Source organism: Paraburkholderia unamae, from assembly GCF_003096875.1.
GTDB classification, from domain to species: domain Bacteria; phylum Pseudomonadota; class Gammaproteobacteria; order Burkholderiales; family Burkholderiaceae; genus Paraburkholderia; species Paraburkholderia unamae.
Window position 1 is genome coordinate 453,636 of record NZ_QEOB01000001.1, and the last position, 17,842, is coordinate 471,477.

Genomic DNA, 17,842 nt, shown 5'->3' on the forward strand with positions numbered 1-17,842 from the left:
CCAAGGTTCGCCCGCAGCAGGTCGCGTGGTCGTTGGCAGCAGCGCACGTTGTAAGTGCTAGCTCATGGTAAGCGTGGCCGGTTGGGGACACGCTTACGGTTCACTTGAGCAGTGAACCATGACGGCCTTCCGTCCAAAAGGCGTGTGACAATCGACTTGCTACCGGTGGAAGACCGGCCGGATGGCATTGACGGGAAGAAGTACATTCGGCTTTTGATTCAGTGACCGAGGGGGTGGGGATTCAACATCGGCGGCATGAGTGGCAGCCTAATCTTTGGAATCGCTGGGCCTCCGAAAGGGATGGCCTACAATTTCCGTCTGATTGATATCCAGAGCGCATGGAATAGCCGCGAGTGCGTTGTCCGTTGCACCGCGCGGCCGTTCTTCTTGGATTAGCGGGCTTGATAAAGCAATGAATGCAGTCGGATGAGTGAACGGGCCAATAGTCCATCGATACGAAAGGGAACATGAATTCAGCCAGGCACGAGCTTGAATCGTTTAGCAACAATGCAAGCGAGAGCGAACAGATGTTTGCTGCGTGTCGTCGTGTCGTTGAGGCAGGCATTTGGCTTATCCGGCATGGTTACGGTCGGATGGGGCTTCTCCCGTATTCCGGGGCGGTGGGATGCTGGCGGTGTGAATTTCACTTGCCTCAGCGGCCAGACAAAGAGTTCTTTCGGTACTCAGCTTCGCAAGTATGGCGGTACCTTGAGAACCATGCCGGGGGGACTCTACGGAAAGACGTTAGTCCGGAAAAGCTCGCGCAAGCGATCATGATGTCGGTGCCTGACAAGATAAAAGCGGCGTGTTCAGGACCATGCTCCTCCGAAACCGAACGGTGGTTGGGCATGCTGGAGGGGGCAATTGCGGGCCGGTATTTGCCGGAGGCCTTTCACGAGTACACATCTGATCACTCTCGATGGAGGTTGCTGCGGATTGATAGCGGGCAAGAGTCGCACATTCCGCCGCAACCAGGCTATGTGCGACCGGGCGAAGCAAGAAGCGCGATCGATGAGTCCGACTGGGCAAACTGGGAGCGCTATTGGGACTCGTTGGCCCGAAGCCGCCTCATCTCGATTTCTACCGCGCTACTCCAAGATACCGAATTTGCTTTCGACTTTGCCAGCAGACTCACCGATGCTCTCGAAGATGTGAGTTCGTTTGATCGCATGCGGGTGCTGCGAGCAGCCATCGCTTCGGTCCAGGCGCGATCTCACGACGGTGGCCCGGTAGGGTGGCGTGCAACTGTCTCAACGTCATCTTCGAGTGACCCAGTCGTAAGGCGGGCAACCAGGCTGCTATCGATGGTTCATGAACTGCACAAGGTTGGATATCAAAGACTCCGTATTTGCGCTGGTCGCTCGGTAACCGGTGGCGAGTGGCGCTTGCATATCGTGCCGGCTGGTGAAACGACTGCTGATGGGTGGACGCCGAAGGATACAGAGAGATGGCCGTCGTACACTTCTGATGACGGGAAGAAATTCTTCGGCTGGACAGACACGGATGTTGATGATGCTCGCTGCTTGGCAAATAAGTTCGTTGCGCGATTCCCAGAAGTCGCGGTAGCGGGTTTAGGCCAGGATTGGATGTACGCGGGGTGGTTTACTGAAGTGCTGGGGCGCGCTGAGCACGATCGATTGCCAGCGTTTTATGGTGGTTTGGACTTTTTTCCAGCGGACGACGAGAGTCTGCCGCCGCTGGCATCGGGCTTCAGCATTCCATCACCCGGTAACGAACTGATTGTTGACCAAGCGCTTAAGATTGAGATGCTTCCGCCTCCGGGAGCGTCATATGAACTGCTTGAACCGTTCTGCCTGACGTACGATGGGTATCGCGGTGGGTTGCGAACTATCGAAGACTGTTTCGCTGTCGCGAAAATGGTCGAATCGCAAGGGGTGACGGCATCATCTATAGAGAACCTGCGGACGGTTGCATTCATCTATCAACGGAAGATCAAGCATAACTCGGAGTTGATGGCCGCAGATGTCAGAGATGTCCGGGTGATTCGCGAGGTTGTCGAAGAGTTGCGGCGACGGCTGACGGCACGCTAATTGTTTCAAAGGGACGGGTCGAAGCGTGCAAGTCGTTATATGACGCTGTTGATCATCTGCGCAGTTGCATCTGCAGTGCTGCGCTATCCAGCGAAAAGTAGGTGTCGACCGTCGCGGTGTTGAGCGGAATCGTCTGCGCTTGGGCTGGTGGAATTTCCGGTTGGCGGCCAAGATCTGAGCAGTACGCGGAAGCTTGCCATTTGTCCACGGTGATGTGACGGGAAATGGACCATAAATGCACAGGAGAGCATGATTGGGGGCACTTTTGGGGGCATCTTAGCCCGCTTAATGTGGTGGGCAGTTTGCTGTATCACGGTCTGGAGTTCGATCCTCTATTTTCTGTGGAGCGACTCCGGAAGCAGTCGCTGAAGAGGCGTTGGGACTAATAGCAGCGGTAATTTTTCGGTCGGGTGGAAGACACATGGCACATAGATGGCACTGTGCCGGCGCCTTCCCCCACGTTCCTAATGTTTGCCTTGCGCCCAATCTATCAGGTCTTGGAATCGAAAACCTGGCTCTCGCTTTGGCAAAAACCTTTCAAAGTGATCTCGTAACCGAAGTGGATCTGGCAGACTCGTCGCCTTCGCATCCTTTCGGACTTGACGTATGCGTTCGCGGCGCTGGTCGCGAGGCAACGCTGCAAGTTGCCATGTTGCCAGCGTTACCGCCCGTTCTACACGTGCGGTGCGGCCTTTACCTGTGCAGGCGTTCTTAATCAAGCGTCCGAGCGCATGAACGACGAGGTGCTCCGCAATGAAGTGCTTGCATGATCGAACGTGGGTCACCGCTCGGTCGAGATCATTTGTTTCACACAACGTTCGATAGAACTTTGGCATTTCTACCCTCATGTCGACGCTGTATAACTCTTCTTGCGAGCCAAGCAAGAAATAAAAGGGTGCCGGGCGGGTGATCTTGACCGGCTGTAGAGAGAACAAGCCGTGGCAGACGACCATCACGACGCCCAGATTGCACCCTGTGGCCAGGTTCAGTTGCCGCAAGACGGGTTCTAGGAGTGGCCATGGCAGTAGTTCGCCCCTTGCGCCCACGCGAAGCCCATCATTTGTGCCGTGACACTCTATGTGAACGATCGGACGAAGCCCCAGCGCTCGAGACATCTCAGTGATCTCTCGTATCGTGTCTAGAAACTGTGCTCCGTTCTCCACAACGCATCGGTCTACATGTTGCAGAAGGTCCGGGAACTCCATCTTGAGATCGCGAAGTTCTTCATACAGGAGATGGTTGCCCCTGACGGGGTCGTCCGGGCCGAGGCCATCAATGATGAACACGCTGTTCAGCGCAAAGCGAGCGGCAAACGTGAAATCAACCATGGGTATCCGAGTTGTCTTGTCGCAGTGATTATATTCTTGCAACTAATGCGCTAGGCGTCAGAGCTTTGCTTGGTCGGCGTTGACGGAGCCGAATCCTACTGTCGGCAATTGTTCCAAAAATCTAGGTGAAGGCATAAGCTGGCGACTCCAATAGAGATAGGAAAACAGGACAATGTCCATTGCGAAGAGACTAGAGAACGCAGAGGTTGAAAGTTTGTACTCGGGAGCGAATTCATCTATCTGGCGCTCCCACGCGCGTGCACACGAGCTCGCAAAAAAATCCGCAAGAGAAGAGGATTTCGTGGCGACACTGGTGACGGACGGCGTTCCCTTGCTAGAGGAGCGATGGCGCAAAGTTCTTGGCGGAAAAGGAATTGACGTCCAGGTCGCAGGTGTCTTCTGTCACGGACATCCGCAGGTCGAATTTGATTATCCAAATGGGCGCGTTGAACTCGCCGATCTGCTCGTGGTGCATCGACACTCAGAGGGGAGATCAGACGCCACGCGAGCCATGCTCATACAGGCGAAGATGTCAGTGGACGGAACGCATAGGCTAGATCCGAAAGATCCGCAACTCGCGTTGTATACGACTTGGCCAGATTTCGAGTTCGTGACCGGTGGACTGAAGACAGGGCTTCGACAAATCAATGAAAAGGGAAAAGGCTCCCGATATTCGTTGGTACTGGCTCGTGAGGCCTATCCGGAGGATATTGAATGGGCCGATCAGTGTCCATGGAGTGGCACTCCGGCGGCTGTTAACTTAACTGCGTCTCGTGCCCTGTCGAAATGTCTCGGCGATATGTTGCTCGGCAAGGATGGGCGACTAGTCCACTTTGGATCGTCGACGGATCAGTGGTCGATGATGATCAAAGAGCTACTGGAGGTGACTGCGACTAGGACATACAGTAGGCGCAATATAAGCCGAGAGGACGTGCCGCGAGGGACCGTGTCTGCCGGGGCGATGCATTTCTCGGGCCAATTGAGGTTGCTCCAGATCGGCGAGAAAAAACGCCACCCACGGTCACTAATCAATCGATTTTTTGGCGGTATTCCCGTTAAGCAAAACGGCGACGGAGGCAACCAAGCTCCAATAGAAAAGCGGGTTGATCTTCCGGAGGGTGGCATATCTTCGCTGATAATCCAAACGATGGCGCGGGGGTAGCAGGGCGTTGCGCAAGTGTTTCAGCGGTAATTCGGGAAAGGAGCGAGTGCCGCGCGCCAAAGGGATTGCGCATTCCGATGGTTGTCATCCATGACCTCGATCTCATTTCCGGGCGCATTGGTCTATTTGATCCACGGGCCCGGGAGTGAAAAGGCGGACAGTTCGCTCGGCGTCACTTCGGCGGCTCAAACCTGATCTGCGCTTGATCCAAGATCCAAGACTCGATCTTGTCGTGCCACATTCGCAGCAGATCAAGTGGGCGGCGCCGGTAGTGTTTCTCGGCGATTGCCGATGGCTTATGTCCTTGGATTTGGGCGACGACGCCGACAGGAACCTCGACCCACTCAGAAAGCGTACCGAATGATCGGCGCAGACCGTGGAGCGAGATGTGTGGTAAACCCGTCGGTGCCAACGCGCGATTATGTGCGTGACGCGGCTCAGCAATCTTCCCGTCTGCCGCAGTCTTGCTGGCGAATACCCACTCGGACGGTTCCCACTGATTGCCTCTTTGTGCAAGACGGGCGACGTGGCGTTTATTGGGAGGGGTTTCATTAAGTCGTTGAAGATTCGACAATAGGCTCGCTAAATACGGAGTCAGCGGAATAGTCCGACCGCCGGTGCCTTCCACTTTGTCGTTCATCGTCAGACTCCGCCACCGAAAGTCCACGTCTTCCCAGCGCAATGCGGCTAGCTCCTCCCGACGGGCTCCGGTGAGCAGGAGCCCTTGTAGGTATGCGCTGATGACTGGATTCGCGATACCACGTACCGCGCTAAACCAAACAGACAGTTGCTCGCGCTGCAGGCAATCGTCCTTCGCGGTGGTGCGAGGGAGAATGCCCTTGACCTTTGGCGAAGCATAGGCATCTTGGGGGATGATGCCCGCGTACGTCTCGTGAGTATCGCACCACCGAATGAACGCCTTGAAGAGGCCGAAGGCATGGCCGGCATTCGTTGGTCCCCGGGGTATTTCGACCTCGAGCCACTCGGACATGGATGTTGCCGTGATCTCGGTCAACCTGCGCGGCATGAGCGGAGCCAATGGTCCACGCACTTTTTCTTTGCCGCCGCGTTTTGCAATACCGCCACCGGGCGACGAGAGGTTGATATGGTCGAGGATGTATCTTTCCGACCGCGGCTTTTTCGTTTTGGGAGAGATCTTTGTTCGCAGATGCTCCAAGTAATGCTCCCACGCTTCGCCGACAGTTACGTCCTGACGGCGCTTCGCCGCCTGCCGGGCTTCGTGTGCGGCCTTCTGCTCTGCCTCTTGTTCGCGCGGATCAACGCCACCGTCAATAAGCGTCTGGAGACTTCGTGCGCGCTCCTGAGCCTTGTCGATCGTCCAGCTCTTCGGATCGCCGATCGTAATCCGCACGGTCGAGCCATGGATCTTCCCTTGGAAAATGTAAGCCTTTGCTCCGCCAGTTGTGGCTCGCAAACCGAGTCCGGGAGTCTTGCTATCCCAGAGAAACGACTGCGACTTACCCTGTTCGCAGCGATGCGCCTCTACCCGAGCCGCAGTGAAGTTTACCTTCGCCACCTAACCTCCATATCCGTAAGCCGGCAATCTCATGTAACCGCCATGTAACCGGATTATGGAGCAATGAAGGGATGTAGATCAACATCAACGGGAAGGTCGGTAAGAAAAAATCATTGAAATACAATAAGTTGCTGAATCTGTTCAACTCGAATCCATCTCAAGAAATGTCGACTTTTTCGCATTCGCAATGCGAAGGTCGGGAGTTCGATCCTCCTCCGCGCTTTCAACTTCGCGCAAAAGTTTTATCGATGTGACTAGTTCCCCACGGTTAGTCCAATAACCGTATAGAGCTCGTTTAATCTGCTTCAATCCACTAGCCAATAAAAATTAGAAAGATCCAGCACGATTTCGGGTAATTCCAACGCACAACTAAAGACGGCTACACGGTAGCCACGCAGGCGGCGAAGCGGTAATGAGCTCTCAATTGAGCATGCTGCGACATCTTGGGCGCCAGACTGCGGTATGAGCGGCAATACACGTTTTCGCTTGGGCGACCGATCGAACGAGACGGCTGAATCATGGGCGCGTTATGCCCCCATATTGCAAAGACTGATGAGTTAGAGAGCCGGGCGACAAACTCAGATCGAAAAACACGAAAAACACGTTCTGTCTCAAAGACTTAACGCACCACCCCACCGCATGAAATAATTACCCCTTTGAGCGACTGTCGCGAACCGCATCACCCACCGCGACGTCCCCCCGATGCACCAAGGATCAAATGAACGCGTTGCTTTCCCTCTCCGAGGCCTTGCGGCTTACCGTTTCAAGTGAGACGAATCGGACCCACAAAAGCAACTTTGGTCAATTCATGACGCCGGCCGCTACGGCCGGGTTCATGGCTTCGCTACTGGATCTCGATCAGCCCAACATCGCATTGCTCGACCCCGGAGCGGGTCTCGGCGCGCTGACCTGTGCCGTCGTCGATCGTTGGCAGCAAGTCCGCGCGAAAAGGAGCCAGTTGACAGCCGTCGCCCACGAGTTGGACGACGATTTGCGCCAGCACCTGGCGGCAACGCTACCCGAATGAAAAAAACGCGTAGTAAAGGGAACCCCGCTCCGGCGGGGTTCTTTCGTTCAAGCGCGAATCTCCGACATGGCGAGCATAGCCAATCTGTCTTGCATCAAGCAATATTCAAAAGAAAAAGTAGATAAGATCAATGCAATTTACTGCAACGAATATTCCTATAAAATAGGATTGATAATAATAATTTAAAATATTTGAGGAAGTGAATTATTAGGCAAACGGGTAGACCCGCCGCGCACCAGGCAAAGCCCAACGTCTCACCTACACCAGCAGATCGCAGCACTACAACAACTACCCAATCCCAAACAGCAACTCGTCTCAGAAATATCGGAATCCGTGCTCACCGTGGCACAGAAGTAGAAGGAGCATCAAGGCAGTAAACGAAGCGCGGGCTGTGAGTGTTACCAGCACTCACAGCCCGCTAACCAAAACCAACTCACACTAGGAGTTGACCATGGCTAACGCCAATCTTAAAGCATCGCACGCTCACCCTGAGCGCCGCGTAACCATCCAGCAGTCGTGGCGGTACCGCCGCTTGAGCGCGCGAACAAGAACAGATCCTCCGCTATACCCCTGGATCAAACTAGCCGGCCGATGGCTCGAACAAGCAGGCTTTGAGGCAGGCCAGCGCGTAAGAGTCAGCGTGGAGCACCAAAGGCTGGTAATCACCCCAGACTGACCCACGCAGCAACTGCAAAAACCCCAAACAACACGAAGGCCGCGACTCCCCAGGATTCGCGGCCTTCATGCTTTCCAATTCTCACCTCAACCAGCCGTCAAACAAAGACAGCGCCAACCGCCCGAGTGCCCCTCACTGCTTGATCTCCGCCTCAACAAGCTTCGCAAGCAACGCCAGCGACTCCTGCCAGCCGAGATAGCAGGCCTCAGTCGGAATAATCTCCGGTATCCCTTCCTGCACCACCGTCATCTCCGTGCCAAAAAACACCGCACGCAGATCCACGGTCGTTTGCATCGTGCCGCTCAGATGCTGATCCTCGAACACCCCGGTGTAGCGAAGCCGCTCATTCGGCACAAGTTCCAGATACTCGCCCCCAAAAGAATGCCCATGACCGGTCGTAAAGTTCGTAAAGGACATCCGATACCGGCCGCCCACCTTCGCATCGAGCTGATGAACCGTGCAGGTGAAGCCATTCGGCGGCAGCCATTTCACGACCGCGGCGGCGTCGAGAAAGGCGCGATAGATGCGTTCCGGCGGCGCGCGCAGCACGCGATGAAGGCGAACGGTGTTCGATGCCATCTCCAGACTCCCAGGGTGGTGGTTCACCCTGCAATGGTAGGCCACTCGCCCAAACCCATCGCCTAAACTTCCCAATACCGAAGAGGGCCCGGCCGCTCACCCCCGGCCGGGCATTGCCCGCAGCCGCCCACCGGCGGCACCCGGAGGCCACCATGAGTGCTCAACCGCTTGCGATGCATCAGGTCAATTACGAAGGCTTCGAGATCCACGTCAGCGCCACGCCAACCGAAGAGGGCGCGAGCCGCTACACCTACACCGCCTACGTCTGCCATCCCGGCGCTAATCCCGCGCAGCCGGGCCACACGGTCACCTACCACGCCGACGGCGACGAGACCTGGCGCAGCGAGCAGGACGCCACCGACGAGGCGGTGCACGTGGGCCGCAGCATCATCGACGGAACCCACCCCGATCTTTCCGTGCTGTCGCTCGTCACGCACGGCTTCTGAGCGCGGCGCGGCGCCTTCGCGCGCGCCGCCGCAACCCGTGTTCGAAACAGCGGGCCGCGTGCGGTGCGAGGGGAAGGGGAAAAAGGCCCGGACCGAAGTCCGGGCAAAGCCACCGGACATCCGGCGGCGGAGGTTTCGGTGCGTGCGCCGCGCGCGTTGCACGCGGGGCGCGAAAATAGCAACGGGCCCGCTCTCTCTCAATCAGGAGAGCGGGCCCGTGGGGCGGCACGCGCGCGATGCGCGTGCCGTCGTGCACGTGTCAGCGCGCACGACGCGTGAGCCGCGATTACTGGCCGAAGTAGGTCGGCTTGATGTTCGGTGCGCGATTGCCGGCTTGCGTGCTGCCGTTGGTCGATGCGCCGTAGGCCGTCGCTTCAGCGGCGTTGTTCTGCTGCGCAACGCGTGCCTGGGCCGCTTGCATGTCGGCCGGGTAGTACGGGCTCGACAGGCCCGGGCGGTAGCCAGCCTTTTCGAGTTGGACCAGTTCGGCCTTGACTTGAGCGCGCGTCACGGGCGCCTGGTCGGCTTGAGCGAACGACAGGGCCGGAGCGGCGAGGACGGTAGCGGCGAGTGCGGCAGCGATCAGATTCTTCATGGTAACAACCTCCAAAAATTATGTGTTCGATTCGTAACAATCGTGTTGTTCGAGTCGTTGGTGAGACTTTATTGCAGTGCACTTCAAAGAGAAATACTGTAATCCAGCAAACATCGTTACTGGAATCGCAACAATTTCGGTGCTCTGCGGCGATGTAATCGGGTCGCGCCCCGCGCGGTGAGGCAAAATAGTGCGCGCGCAGGCCAGCACGCCACGCGCTGCAAACCCCATTTCGAAGCTCAAGGAGAATCGCCATGAAGAACCCAATCGGCCGTCAGGCGCTGATTGCCGCCGCGCTGGCGGGGCTTGCGACGGCCGGCGCGAGCGTAGCCCACGCCGACGACACCGTGAACTGCTACGGCGTCGCCAAGGCGGGCCAGAACGACTGCTCCAGCAAAACCGGCGTGCACGACTGCGCGGGCCAGGCCAAGGTCGATCACGACAAGGGCGACTTCAAGACCATGCCGAAGGGCACCTGCCAGAAGCTGGGCGGCACGCCGGAAAAATGAGCATCGCGGCCGACGTGGCGCGCGCGCCCGAGCGCGTGAAATGAACGCGGCGCGCGCCCCGCACGGCGTGGGCATCGGCCTGCGTCACGCGCACTACGAGGCCTTCATGGCGGGGCCGCCGCATGTCGACTGGGTCGAGGTGCACAGCGAGAACTATTTCGGCGATGGCGGCTACGACCTGCACGTGCTCGAAACGGTGCGCCGCGATCTGCCGGTGAGCCTGCACGGCGTGGGGCTCGGGCTCGGCTCGGCCGCGCCGCTCGACACGGCGCATCTTGCGAGGCTCGCGCGGCTCGTCGGGCGTATCGAGCCCGCCGTCGTTTCCGAGCATCTTTGCTGGGGCGCGAGCGCGCAAGGCGCGTTGCACGATTTGCTGCCGATGCCGCTCACGCAAGCCTCGCTCGATCATCTTTGCGCGCGCGTGGCGCAGATGCAGGACGCGCTGGGCCGCACCGTGCTGATCGAAAATGTTTCGACCTACGTAAGATTTCGCGACGACGCATACGGCGAGGCGGAATTCCTCGCGGCGCTCGCGCGGCGCACGGGTTGCGGTGTGCTGCTCGACGTGAACAATCTGTACGTCAACCAGTGCAACCACGGCGAGGACGCGTTCGCGGCCATGGCCGCGCTGCCGCCGCAGTTGGTCGGTGAGATCCATCTGGCGGGCCATACGGCAACGGCCGCCGCCGTGATCGACGATCATGGTTCGCGCGTCGCACCGGCGGTCTGGGCGCTGTACGAAGCGGCGCTCGTGCGATTTGGCAACACGCCCACGCTCATCGAATGGGACACGGCGCTACCGGCGCTCGACGTGCTGCTCGACGAGGCGCGTCTCGCGCGTGAGCGGCTCGCGAAGCACGCGCATCCCGAAGCGGAGCCGCGCGCATGACGTCGCACGATACGCTGGAGGCGGCACAACAGGCGTTCGCCGCCGCACTCGATGATCCCGCCGCCGACACCGCATTGGCCAGCCGATTGCTGCCCGCCAATGCCGAACGGCTGCACGAACGCCTCGGCCTGTATCGCGGCAACGCTCGCGCCGCGAGGCGTCTTGCGCTCGCCAACGCCTATCCCGTGCTCCTGGCCCTGACCGGCGACGCCTATTTCGACGCGCTCGCGCTCGCCTACTCACGCGATCATCCTTCGCGCGACGCGGACCTCAATCGCTTCGGCGCGCAGTTGCCCGAGTTTGTCGAGCGCTACGAAACGCAAGCGCGCTACGCGTATTTCGCCGATGTGGCGCGGCTCGAATGGGCGCTGCACGTCGCCGCCTATGCCGCCAACGCCACGCCGCTCGATGCGCAGCAGTGGCAGGCGCTCGGCGCGCAGCGCCTCTCGCAGTCGCGGCTCCATGTGCATCCCGCGTGCGCGGCGCTCGCCCTGCGCTTCGATGCGGCGGCGATCCTGCGCGCTCACGAGCCAGGCGGCGAGTGGCCGGAGCGAGTGGATACACCGTGCTGGGCGCTCGTGGTGCGGCCACACTGGCATCCCGCCGTGCTCATGCACACGCACGCCGCGCACGCCGCATTCCTCGCTCTGGGCGACGGCGCAACGCTCGACGCGGCGCTGGCGCTTGCCTTCGACATCGATCCTGCTTTCGACTTCGGCGCGCAGTGGCGCGCGTGGATCGAGGCGCGCGCAATCGTCGGAGTACGCAACGACTGAACGCCCGCAAACCTCCACCTTTGCGCGGCCCGAAATAAAACAGAGGAATCCGGATGAATTGCTCAGGACAATGAGCATGCAAAAGCGAGGCCCGGTCATCCCATCGGGCTCGCCAACAGCAACCGGACTTGCCCGCATGGCGGCGCGCGCCACCGCATGCGACGATGCGCGAGGATGAATGCATACACTCGGCGAGCGCCCGTTCGCCGATGTACACTCGATTGCATACCGGCGTGCGCGGCGCCGGGCATTTCCCGCCAGGCCAGCCCCCGAAGGCCCGACATGATGACACGCCGACCCTACGCCGTGATCGCCATCGGCATTGCGCTTGCCGGGGCGCTGACGCTCATCGCCGCGTGGGTCATGGCGCAGATGCGGCACGACGCGCTCGCGAGCGCCCGCGCGTCCGCCTACAACATGGCGCTGCTGTTCGAGCGCGACACGGCGCGCAATTTCGACGTCTACGCGCTTTCGCTGCAAGCCGTGGTGGATGCCATCAACGACCCGCGCCTGGCCGCGCTGCCCCCCGACATTCGCCAGAACGTGCTGTTCGATCGCTCGGCCACGGCGAAGAATCTCGGCGCGATTTTCGTGACCGACGCGGCGGGCGCCGTCGTTTTCGATTCGCGCGCGGTGCCGCCGCGCGAGCTCAACGTGGCCGATCGCGACTACTTCACGGCGCAGCGCGATTCGCCGCACGTGGGCCTGTATCTGAGCCGACCGTTCATTCCGCGCGACGGCCCGGCCAATGCGACCATCGGCCTGAGCCGCCGGCTCTCGAACCCCGACGGCTCGTTCGCGGGCGTGGTGGTCGGCACGATGCGGCTCGACTATTTCCGCCAACTCTTCAGCGGCGTGGACATCGGCCGGGACGGCGCGGTGGCGCTCACGCTCGCGGACGGCACGCTGCTCATGCGCAGCCCTTACGATCCCGCGCTGATCGGCCAGAGCGTCGCCGAATCCGCGCTCTACCGGCAATTCGGGCACACGCAGTCGAGCGGCTTCTTCGCCGTCGGCCCGCTGGACGGCGTGCGGCGCTGGTTCGCGATCCGCCGCGTGGGCGGGTATCCGCTGGTGTTCACCGTGGCCGTTGCGGCGGAGGACATCTACCGCGAATGGCGTGTGCGCGCCTGGATCATCGGCACGCTCACGGCGGTGCTCGACGCTTCGCTCATCGCGCTCGCGGTGATGTTCACGCGCCAGTTGCGCCGCCGCGGCGCGGTGGAGGCCGAACTGCGCGTGCAGGCGGGCACCGACGCGCTCACGTCGCTTGCGAACCGGCGCGCCTTCGAAACGCGCGCCGACCACGAATGGGCGCGCGCGCGCCGCTCGGGCACGCCGCTTTCGCTGGCGTTGCTCGATGTGGACCGCTTCAAGCTCTACAACGACCGTTATGGCCACCTCGCGGGCGACGACGCGCTCGCGGCGGTCGCCCACGCGATTGGCGCGCATGCCCGGCGCGCGGCCGACTGCGCGGCGCGTTACGGCGGCGAGGAGTTCGTGATGCTGCTGCCGGAGACGGGCGAAGCCCAGGCGCTCGTGCTGGCGGAGAAGGTGCGCGCGGCGATCGAGGCGCTGGCGCTGCCGCACGAGGGCAGCCCGAACGGCGTGCTGACCGTGAGCGTGGGCGTGGCCAGTACGACGCAAAGCGCGTTCGCCAACTGGCGCGCGCTGACCGACGCCGCCGACGCGGCGCTCTACACCGCGAAGCGCTCGGGCCGCAACCGCGTGGCGGCATGGCTGCCCGCCACCTCCGCCGACATCGCGGACCGCTCGGGTTCGTAACGCATTGCGTCGACCTTGAATAAATTTTACCCGGATGATATTGCATTGCATAATTTACCCGGATAAAATTCGCCATCCATTGCACAAAACAAGGAGTGAGTCATGGTGGCGAAACACGGTTGCACGGCGTTTGCGGGCACGCGCCTGATCGCGCGCGGCGCGCCGCTCGCGGTGGCGCTGGCGGTCAAGGCGGAAATCGAGCGTGAAGGGAATGAACACGGCGCGGCGGTGCTGGTCTTCGACGACCGCGACGCGCGCCCGGTGGAGTTCGACCTGCGCGGCACGGAGCGCGACATCGCGGCACGCCTCGGCGCGCAAGCGGGCGACGAGGAGAGCGACGCAGTCCCCGCGCCTGCCGAAACGCCCGACGACGCCCCGCGCGGCCGTGGCCGCCCGAAGCTCGGCGTGGTCGCGCGCGAAGTGACGCTGTTGCCGCGCCATTGGGACTGGCTCGGCGCGCAACCTGGCGGCGCTTCGGTGGTGTTGCGCCGGCTCGTGGATTCGGCACGCCACGCGAGCGAAGCGCGCGAGCGCGTGCGTGCGGCGCAGGAAGCCGCGCATCGCTTCATGACGGCGTTGGCGGGCAATCTGCCCGACTACGAGGAAGCGCTGCGCGCGCTCTATGCGGGCGAGCGCGCTCGCTTCGAGACGTCGCTCGCGGCCTGGCCGCAGGACGTGCGCGACTACGCATTGGGCTTTGCCGAAGCGGCCTTCGCGTGACGGGCCAAGACCACGCGACCAGGCGAGCGCGCAAAAAAAAACCGCTCGAGCCGAAAGGCAAGAGCGGATAAGTCGGAGAGTTTACAACTTACAACCTCTGCATGAACTGTCATGGGGTCACGCAGCCATGTCAGTGTAGGTCTGGCTTCTCGCGCCTAATATAGGAGGAGTCTTAAATGCCATTCGGCATTTACTTAAGACCCGATCGCCCGGCCCACAAGACATCCGGGCGGCATTCACACGCGATGAAGCCTGCCGCGCGCGCCGTGTTTCGGACACCCGACATCCGGCTTGCCACGCCGATTGCGGCTCCGTACACTCGCGCGTGACCTGCATCAAGGTCGGCCGCTTCGTTCCGTGCGCGCCAAAAACCAGAACCAAACCACAAAATCCCGCCGACAAGAGGAACCCATGTCCGACTCCTATTTCCCCCGCTGGCGCGCGCAGACCGGCCCGGCCCGCAGCGTCGTGGCCCCCGACGAGCGCCTCGCCTGGCCGCAGATGTTCGCCATGGGCGTGCAGCACGTCGTCGCCATGTTCGGCTCGACCGTGCTCGCACCGCTGCTCATGGGCTTCGACCCGAACCTCTGCATCTTCATGTCGGGTGTCGGCACGCTGCTGTTCTTCGTGGTGGTGGGCGGGCGCGTGCCGAGCTATCTCGGTTCGAGCTTCGCGTTCATCGGTCTGGTGATCGCGGTGACGGGGTATGGCGGGCAGGGGCCGAACACCAACATTCCCGTCGCGCTGGGCGGCATCATCGCGTGCGGCGTGGTGTACGCGCTGATCGGCGTGCTCGTCTCGGTCATCGGCACCAAGTGGATCGAAACGCTCATGCCGCCAGTGGTGACGGGTTCGATCGTGGCCGTGATCGGGCTGAATCTCGCGCCCATCGCCGTGAAGGGCGTGAGCGCCTCGACCTTCGACTCGTGGATGGCCATCGTCACCGTGCTTTGCGTGGGCGGCGTGGCCGTGTTCACGCGCGGCATGCTGCAACGCCTGCTGATTCTCGTCGGCCTGCTGATCGCCTATGCGATCTACGCGATCGTCACGAACGGCATGGGCCTCGGCAAGCCGATCGACTTTTCGATCGTCGCCAACGCCGCGTGGTTCGGCATGCCGAAGTTCATGGCGCCCGTGTTCGACCCGCACGCGATGACGCTGCTTGCGCCCATCGCCGTGATTCTCGTCGCGGAGAACCTGGGCCACATCAAGGCCGTGTCGGCGATGACGGGCTACAACCTCGACCGCTACGTGGGCCGCGCGTTCATCGGCGACGGGCTCGCCACCATCGTCTCGGGCTTCGCGGGCGGCACGGGCGTGACCACCTACGCGGAAAACATCGGCGTGATGGCGGTGACGAAGATCTATTCGACGCTCGTGTTCGTGATCGCCGCGCTCATCGCGCTCGTGCTCGGCTTCTCGCCGAAGTTCGGCGCCGTCATCGCGACGATTCCGGGGCCGGTGCTCGGCGGCGTGTCGATCGTCGTGTTCGGCCTCATCGCCGTGACGGGCGCGCGCATCTGGGTCGTCAACAAGGTGGACTTCTCGGACAACCGCAACCTCATCGTCGCGGCCGTCACGCTCGTGCTCGGCGCGGGCGACTTCTCGCTCAAGCTCGGCGGCTTCGGGCTGGGCGGCATCGGCACCGCCACCTTCGGCGCGATCATTCTCTACGCGCTGCTACGCCGCAAGCCCGCGCAGGAAGCGGCGCTCTGAGCGCGTAACGGAGGTCTTGCTAGCGATTGCGCCCGCGCGACGTGATCGCCGTTTCCGTCAGATCGACTTCGCGCATCAGCTTCGCCAGCGTCTCGTCGTTGATCTGCATCTCGTTGCGCAGCTTGAGCAGCGTGGCGCGCTCGGCGCGCATCGCGGCGAGACGCATCTCCAGTTCCAGCGCGTCCGCGCGGCGCGCGTTCGCGCTGCGGTCGCGGTCGGCGTCGAGCGAGGCGAGGCGCCTGCGGTACGAGTCCATCACGCGCGCGGTCGTGTCGGCGGCGTAAGCGGCCTGCGATTCGTCGAGATCCTCGCTCACCTTCTCGTGCACCGCGTCGACGGCGCGAATGGCGGCCTGCGCCGCCTGGATGCGCGCCGTGCGCTCCTCGGCCGCGTGCGGCGCCTGTGCGCCGCGCCGCACGCCGCGCAGCAAGAGCGGCAGCCCCACGATCGCCACCAGCAGCGAGGCGAGGATCACACCCGTCGCGATGAAGATGGCGCTGTCGCGGCCCGGCAGCGGGCTGCCGTCGTGCAGCACCTCGGGCAGCGACAGCACGCCCGCGAGCGTGACCGCGCCGCGCACGCCCGCCACTGTCGTGATCGCCACGGTGCGCAGTCCAGGCACCGCGTTCGCCACGCCATGACGCGCCGCGCCGCGGCTCGCCACCCAGCGCAGCAGCCACACCCAGCCGAAGCGCATGGCGTAGAGCGCGGCCAGCACGGCGGCGATGTAGCCGAGCAGACGCAACATCTGCACGTTGCTCGTGTGGTGCGCGTCGAGCAGCGCCTTGCCAAGAATGCCGGGGAACTGGAGCCCGAGCAGCGTGAACACCATGCCGTTGAACACGAACTCGATCATCGACCAGGTGCTCGACGCCCGCACGCGTGTCGACACCGGCCCTTTGTGCGCGACGCTCGTGTAATTCATCATCATGCCGGCCGCCACGGCCGCGAGCACGCCCGACACTTCGAGGTGCTCGGCGAAGAGATACGCCGCGAACGGAATCAGCAGCGTCAGCACGACGCCGGGCGCGGGGTCGCCGTCTTCGGTCACGTTGAGAAAGCGCGCCGAAACGAAGCTGAAGATCCAGCCGATCGCGGCGCCCAGCGCGAGGCCGCCCGCCGCGATCAGGAAGAAGCTGAGGGTTGCCTCACGCAGCGAGAAATAGCCCGTGAGCGCGGCCGCCACGGCGAACTTGAGCGCGACGAGGCCCGACGCGTCGTTCATCAGCGCCTCGCCTTCGAGGATATGCATGAGCTGCGCGGGAATGCGGTCCTTGCCCGCGATGGCCGAGAGCGCCACGGCGTCGGTGGGCGAGAGCACGGCCGCGAGCGCGAAGGCCACGGGCAGCGAGATCTGCGGCACGAGCCAGTGCACGAAATAGCCCACGGCCACCACGGTGAGCAGCACGAGGCCGAGCGCGAGCATGAGGATCGCGCGGCGCTGCATGAAGAACTCGCGCTTGGGCATGCGCCAGCCGTCGGCGAACAGCAGCGGCGGAATGAACAGCGCCATGAAGATATCGGGATCGAACGTGACGTGCGGGTTCACGCGCGGGAAGGTGAGCAGCGCGCCAATGCCGATCTGCATGAGCGGCAGCGGCAGCTTGATGGGCAGGATGCGCGTGACGACGCCCGATACGGCGACGGCGAGGAGCAGAATGAGAACGGTAAAAAGGATTTCCATCGACAAATGTAGCGGGGGCCAAACGGACACCGGGCGGGACTGGACGAAACCAGCGGGAGCGAACCGGGCAGGGAGAGGAAGCCGGAGTCTCCCTTCGCGGGCGGTGAGGGAGTGCGTTCTGGCGCGCATGAATGGCGCACGCCGGTCGGGGGACAGTTTAGCCGGATGAGGTCGAATTGCGCCGCGAAGCGCGCAGGAAGCACCGCGAAGCACGACGATTTGGCCCGCATTTGAACGCTTCGGGCGATGGCGTCGACGGTGGCGAAGCGGATGCGCGAACTGCGCGCTTATGTGGGCTTAGGCGCGCTGATGTGCGCGGATGTGCGCCACCATCGAAGCAAGCGTGGCCGGAAAGGCGCACG

Annotated in this window: 16 protein-coding genes; 11 read left to right on the forward strand and 5 right to left on the reverse strand. The window is 61.9% G+C overall.

All coding sequences use genetic code 11. The features are described 5' to 3' along the window. Window positions 1-1,304 precede the first annotated feature (1,304 nt). On the forward strand, window positions 1,305-2,051 hold the full coding sequence (locus tag C7402_RS46150; RefSeq protein ID WP_133254406.1) for a hypothetical protein: 747 nt from the start codon (window positions 1,305-1,307) through the stop codon (window positions 2,049-2,051). Between the two features lie 464 nt (window positions 2,052-2,515). On the opposite strand, the gene C7402_RS46155 is transcribed toward C7402_RS46150, so the two are convergent. Further along, the gene (locus C7402_RS46155) at window positions 2,516-3,379 is read right to left on the reverse strand and encodes a hypothetical protein (protein ID WP_133254407.1); all 864 of its coding nucleotides are present in this window, start codon (window positions 3,377-3,379) and stop codon (window positions 2,516-2,518) included. 172 nt (window positions 3,380-3,551) lie between these two features. Here C7402_RS46155 and C7402_RS46160 point away from each other — a divergent pair, with 172 nt between their 5' ends. Then, window positions 3,552-4,541 carry a hypothetical protein gene (locus tag C7402_RS46160; protein ID WP_133254408.1) on the forward strand — a complete coding sequence of 330 codons (990 nt, stop codon included), beginning with the start codon at window positions 3,552-3,554 and terminating at the stop codon, window positions 4,539-4,541. 172 nt (window positions 4,542-4,713) lie between these two features. On the opposite strand, the gene C7402_RS02040 is transcribed toward C7402_RS46160, so the two are convergent. Further along, window positions 4,714-6,078 (reverse strand): tyrosine-type recombinase/integrase, encoded by a 1,365-nt coding sequence (locus C7402_RS02040; protein ID WP_116609462.1) that lies wholly within the window; start codon window positions 6,076-6,078, stop codon window positions 4,714-4,716. 718 nt (window positions 6,079-6,796) lie between these two features. On the opposite strand from C7402_RS02040, the gene C7402_RS02045 reads away from it, so the two are divergent. Both C7402_RS02045 and C7402_RS02050 read left to right on the forward strand, forming a co-directional pair. After that, a complete protein-coding gene (locus tag C7402_RS02045; RefSeq protein ID WP_116609463.1) occupies window positions 6,797-7,105 on the forward strand; it encodes a hypothetical protein in 309 nt (102 codons plus the stop codon). Window positions 7,106-7,556: 451 nt separating this feature from the next. Beyond that, on the forward strand, window positions 7,557-7,781 hold the full coding sequence (locus C7402_RS02050; protein ID WP_116609464.1) for a SymE family type I addiction module toxin: 225 nt from the start codon (window positions 7,557-7,559) through the stop codon (window positions 7,779-7,781). A gap of 132 nt (window positions 7,782-7,913) precedes the next feature. Here the strand turns inward: C7402_RS02050 and C7402_RS02055 are convergent, their stop codons facing one another. Beyond that, on the reverse strand, window positions 7,914-8,360 hold the full coding sequence (locus C7402_RS02055; protein WP_112170178.1) for an SRPBCC family protein: 447 nt from the start codon (window positions 8,358-8,360) through the stop codon (window positions 7,914-7,916). Window positions 8,361-8,512: 152 nt separating this feature from the next. Here C7402_RS02055 and C7402_RS02060 point away from each other — a divergent pair, with 152 nt between their 5' ends. Further along, window positions 8,513-8,806, forward strand: a complete 294-nt coding sequence (locus tag C7402_RS02060; protein WP_116609465.1) for a hypothetical protein — start codon at window positions 8,513-8,515, stop codon at window positions 8,804-8,806. A gap of 286 nt (window positions 8,807-9,092) precedes the next feature. Here the strand turns inward: C7402_RS02060 and C7402_RS02065 are convergent, their stop codons facing one another. Continuing rightward, a complete protein-coding gene (locus C7402_RS02065; protein ID WP_112170180.1) occupies window positions 9,093-9,401 on the reverse strand; it encodes a DUF4148 domain-containing protein in 309 nt (102 codons plus the stop codon). 254 nt (window positions 9,402-9,655) lie between these two features. Between C7402_RS02065 and C7402_RS02070 the strand changes: the two genes are divergently transcribed. From C7402_RS02070 to C7402_RS02095, 6 genes are all read left to right on the forward strand, one after another. Beyond that, on the forward strand, window positions 9,656-9,910 hold the full coding sequence (locus tag C7402_RS02070) for a BufA1 family periplasmic bufferin-type metallophore (RefSeq protein WP_112170181.1): 255 nt from the start codon (window positions 9,656-9,658) through the stop codon (window positions 9,908-9,910). 40 nt (window positions 9,911-9,950) lie between these two features. Next, window positions 9,951-10,799, forward strand: a complete 849-nt coding sequence (gene bufB / locus C7402_RS02075; RefSeq protein ID WP_116609466.1) for an MNIO family bufferin maturase — start codon at window positions 9,951-9,953, stop codon at window positions 10,797-10,799. Then, window positions 10,796-11,575 carry an HvfC/BufC family peptide modification chaperone gene (locus C7402_RS02080; protein WP_116609467.1) on the forward strand — a complete coding sequence of 260 codons (780 nt, stop codon included), beginning with the start codon at window positions 10,796-10,798 and terminating at the stop codon, window positions 11,573-11,575. Before bufB ends, C7402_RS02080 begins: the two co-directional genes overlap by 4 nt. A 282-nt stretch (window positions 11,576-11,857) precedes the next feature. Continuing rightward, on the forward strand, window positions 11,858-13,360 hold the full coding sequence (locus tag C7402_RS02085) for a sensor domain-containing diguanylate cyclase (protein ID WP_116609468.1): 1,503 nt from the start codon (window positions 11,858-11,860) through the stop codon (window positions 13,358-13,360). Window positions 13,361-13,462: 102 nt separating this feature from the next. Continuing rightward, window positions 13,463-14,080: a DUF2239 family protein gene (locus C7402_RS02090; protein ID WP_116609469.1), complete on the forward strand. Its 618-nt coding sequence runs from the start codon at window positions 13,463-13,465 to the stop codon at window positions 14,078-14,080. Window positions 14,081-14,491: 411 nt separating this feature from the next. Beyond that, on the forward strand, window positions 14,492-15,796 hold the full coding sequence (locus C7402_RS02095) for a solute carrier family 23 protein (protein WP_116609470.1): 1,305 nt from the start codon (window positions 14,492-14,494) through the stop codon (window positions 15,794-15,796). A 19-nt stretch (window positions 15,797-15,815) separates the two neighbouring features. On the opposite strand, the gene C7402_RS02100 is transcribed toward C7402_RS02095, so the two are convergent. After that, complete coding sequence (locus C7402_RS02100; RefSeq protein ID WP_112170187.1) at window positions 15,816-17,480, reverse strand: Na+/H+ antiporter; 1,665 nt, start codon at window positions 17,478-17,480, stop codon at window positions 15,816-15,818. Between the last annotated feature and the right edge of the window lie 362 nt (window positions 17,481-17,842).

What these genes read in the sequence shown, in the direction of transcription:
- C7402_RS46150 (WP_133254406.1), top strand. Translation starts at nt 1,305, where the DNA reads ATGGTTCATGAACTGCACAAGGTTGGATATCAAAGACTCCGTATTTGC.
- C7402_RS46155 (WP_133254407.1), bottom strand. Translation starts at nt 3,379, where the DNA reads ATGGTTGATTTCACGTTTGCCGCTCGCTTTGCGCTGAACAGCGTGTTC.
- C7402_RS46160 (WP_133254408.1), top strand. Translation starts at nt 3,552, where the DNA reads ATGTCCATTGCGAAGAGACTAGAGAACGCAGAGGTTGAAAGTTTGTAC.
- C7402_RS02045 (WP_116609463.1), top strand. Translation starts at nt 6,797, where the DNA reads ATGAACGCGTTGCTTTCCCTCTCCGAGGCCTTGCGGCTTACCGTTTCA.
- C7402_RS02050 (WP_116609464.1), top strand. Translation starts at nt 7,557, where the DNA reads ATGGCTAACGCCAATCTTAAAGCATCGCACGCTCACCCTGAGCGCCGC.
- C7402_RS02055 (WP_112170178.1), bottom strand. Translation starts at nt 8,360, where the DNA reads ATGGCATCGAACACCGTTCGCCTTCATCGCGTGCTGCGCGCGCCGCCG.
- C7402_RS02060 (WP_116609465.1), top strand. Translation starts at nt 8,513, where the DNA reads ATGAGTGCTCAACCGCTTGCGATGCATCAGGTCAATTACGAAGGCTTC.
- C7402_RS02065 (WP_112170180.1), bottom strand. Translation starts at nt 9,401, where the DNA reads ATGAAGAATCTGATCGCTGCCGCACTCGCCGCTACCGTCCTCGCCGCT.
- C7402_RS02070 (WP_112170181.1), top strand. Translation starts at nt 9,656, where the DNA reads ATGAAGAACCCAATCGGCCGTCAGGCGCTGATTGCCGCCGCGCTGGCG.
- bufB (WP_116609466.1), top strand. Translation starts at nt 9,951, where the DNA reads ATGAACGCGGCGCGCGCCCCGCACGGCGTGGGCATCGGCCTGCGTCAC.
- C7402_RS02080 (WP_116609467.1), top strand. Translation starts at nt 10,796, where the DNA reads ATGACGTCGCACGATACGCTGGAGGCGGCACAACAGGCGTTCGCCGCC.
- C7402_RS02085 (WP_116609468.1), top strand. Translation starts at nt 11,858, where the DNA reads ATGATGACACGCCGACCCTACGCCGTGATCGCCATCGGCATTGCGCTT.
- C7402_RS02090 (WP_116609469.1), top strand. Translation starts at nt 13,463, where the DNA reads ATGGTGGCGAAACACGGTTGCACGGCGTTTGCGGGCACGCGCCTGATC.
- C7402_RS02095 (WP_116609470.1), top strand. Translation starts at nt 14,492, where the DNA reads ATGTCCGACTCCTATTTCCCCCGCTGGCGCGCGCAGACCGGCCCGGCC.
- C7402_RS02100 (WP_112170187.1), bottom strand. Translation starts at nt 17,480, where the DNA reads ATGGAAATCCTTTTTACCGTTCTCATTCTGCTCCTCGCCGTCGCCGTA.